We start from the raw sequence: 2,633 nt of genomic DNA on the forward strand, positions 1-2,633 counted from the left end.
GCGCTCTTCGCAGGCTCTGACGATGGTGCTTCATACTGCTCATCCCGTCATGCTGTTGAAAGATCGAGTAGATTTGGCTGGCGCTCGTCGGGTGGCGGGCGTCGTGAGCGGCGTAGGTCGGCCTGCCGGCGTATCTCCTCTCGCTCAAGGTCGGCGTGTCGAATGATCCAGGGTGCGCCCTTGCAATGTTGTTCTGCCGGGAGAGCGCCCTCGGTGATGAGACGGCGGATGGTCGATTGGCTGAGGGTCAGGGCTGCGGCCGCCTCATCGAGCGTAACCTCTCCGCGTTCGGCGCGCTCGCCGTCACGATAGACGGCGATGTCATGTTGATGGCGCAGGGAGCAGATACGCCCCCGTGTCCAGCTCTTGCCATGCCCGGTCGTCTTACCGGATCGGTTGAGTACCGCGGCGATCGTTTCGTCAGGCATCTGGCGAGCCAGGGCGCGAACCAAGTCGACCACTTCCGCGTCGGTAGTCCACCGCGTCTGGCCGGCGCGGTTGCGCTTCACCATCAGACGGGTATGGTCACCGCCCTGCCAGTGGATGATCAGCTCCAGGTTATCGCCGACGACATCGACGATGATCTCGGCGATGACCGTGCGGATGATCTTCTTGCGCGTCTCTGGCGTGGTGCCGGGGCTCTCCCAAGCACGAATCAGGTCCTGACCGAGCGCCATGAGCCGCTCGCGGTCGGCCTCGGTCAGCGCCGGCGCCTTGTCGGAATCGAGCTGATCTATCTCGAGTTCAAGATCACGAACTGCAGCCAACCGTTCGTTCCATCGCCGCTCCAGTTCTCCAGCTACAAGGCGATTCTCCGGATCGGCGGCGTCGTACTGACGCTGCGCCCTGGCAGCCTCGTAACGCGCTTGCTGCAGCGCTAGGTCGAGTTGGCTCTTCTTCTCCGAGCGCTGCTGACTGAGCGTTTCGACGGCCGCCAGTGCCGCTTCCACGCCCAGAGGCTGGAGCCTGTCCAGCACTTCCTTGGCAAGCACATGGTCGACGCGCATTCCGCCAAAGGTGATGCATCGCGCCGCCGCGAGTTGGTTGAAGGCGCCCACGCACTCGTAACGATAAGTCTGGCCGTAGCGGACGTGAAGCTTCTTGCCGCACCGGGCGCAGCGGAGCAGGCCGGGCAGCAGAGCTTCGCCGGTGCGGACCGCGCCTCGGCTCATGAACCGCTTGCCGTTGGTGTTATCGGCGATCAGCTGTTGATTCCTTTCGTACTCGGCCCAGGCAATATAGCCCTCGTGGTGGTCGCGGATCAAAACCTCCCAGCTGCGCCAGTCGCGCTGCATGCTCCGGACCACCCGCTTGCGCCCGTTCTCGATCGTCACGCGCGCGGTTCGGCGGCCGAAGGCGTAGGCGCCGGCATAGACGGGGTTGGTCAGCATGTGATGAACTGTCGGATAAACAGGCAAGCGCCAGATAACTCGGCCGGCCGCACTGTTGCCCAGGGCAGGCAACAGAACCTTTTCCTGCCTGCACCACACCAGCACTTGGCGGATCGTCTGAAGCTCGGCGAACTTGCGGAACACCAACGCGATGGCCTCCTGGACACGTCGATCTGCATCCTTCTCGATACGGTCTCCGCCAGCCTTCACATAGCCGATCGCCACGGTGAGGAAGAGTTCGCCCCGGCGCGCCTTCTGCTTCATCGCTTCGGTCGAGCGTTGCCGAAAGACCGAGAGTTCCATCTCGCTCATCGTGCCCTTCATGCCGAGCAGGAGCCGGTCGTTGGGCGAGGCCGAGTCGTAGACGCCGTCCTCGTCGACAATCAGCGTGCCGACCAGACCGCAGAACTCCAGGAGCGTATGCCAGTCGCGCCCATTGCGCGCCAGCCGGGAAGCCTCCAGCGAGAGCACGGCACCGACGCGGCCCTCGCAGATTGCCGCCAGAAGCTTTTCGAAGCCGGGCCGGCGTGCGCCCCCGCCCGATCGGCCAAGATCGTCATCGATCACCTCGACGTCGGGCCACCCCAACTGGCGGGCCCGATCGGCCAGGCCATATTGCCGCCGCTGGCTTTCCAGGTTCTGGGCAACCTGGAAAGCCGTCGATTGCCGGACATAGACGATGGCGTTCCGTACCAGATGATCAGCCGTGATCTTCGTCATCGCCCGCCTCCAACTGATCTGCCACGGCCACCATCGCCTCCATCAGGAGTGCCTGCAGCTGCTCCACCGCTTTCGTCCGCTCCGCCGGCGCGAGCCTCATGGCTGGCGGCGGCTCCTCGAACAGATCCTGTTGCGCATGCGTCCACTGCTTCGCCATCAGCGCCTCCTTCGGGAATCTCTTCCCCAAGGTTGCAGGCTAGGCCTGAGTCCAGGAACGCCCTAAGATCGAAAAGTCGGGCAACCGAAAGGCGCGGAACGTCAGTGGTCTTGACCGATGCGACCGCTGGATCGATCATCCATGCGGGAACCAGGAAGGATGGGCACTCGCCTGAGCGCAGGATCAAATGACGACTGCCGTTGTGGAACTGATCGGCAATCACGATCGCGGGCCGCCGGAACAGCGGGTGGAACGGATAGGCGACCTCTACCTCATGCCCTAGAATCCGGGCATCATGAGGTCCCGTCGGACGGCGGCGCCGAACACTGGGCCGTCATCGCCTCGCTGATCGAAACCTGCAAGCT

2 protein-coding genes are annotated in these 2,633 nt (G+C 63.8%); both read right to left on the reverse strand.

The window, feature by feature from the left end:
* Positions 1-47: 47 nt before the first annotated feature.
* Positions 48-2,111 carry a recombinase family protein gene (locus NKJ46_RS34495; RefSeq protein ID WP_352671789.1) on the reverse strand — a complete coding sequence of 688 codons (2,064 nt, stop codon included), beginning with the start codon at positions 2,109-2,111 and terminating at the stop codon, positions 48-50.
* A complete protein-coding gene (locus NKJ46_RS34500) occupies positions 2,092-2,268 on the reverse strand; it encodes a hypothetical protein (protein WP_176477851.1) in 177 nt (58 codons plus the stop codon). The genes NKJ46_RS34495 and NKJ46_RS34500 overlap by 20 nt, the downstream gene beginning before the upstream one ends.
* Positions 2,269-2,633: the final 365 nt, after the last annotated feature.

Source organism: Mesorhizobium sp. M0166 (genome assembly GCF_040322255.1).
Lineage (GTDB): Bacteria > Pseudomonadota > Alphaproteobacteria > Rhizobiales > Rhizobiaceae > Mesorhizobium.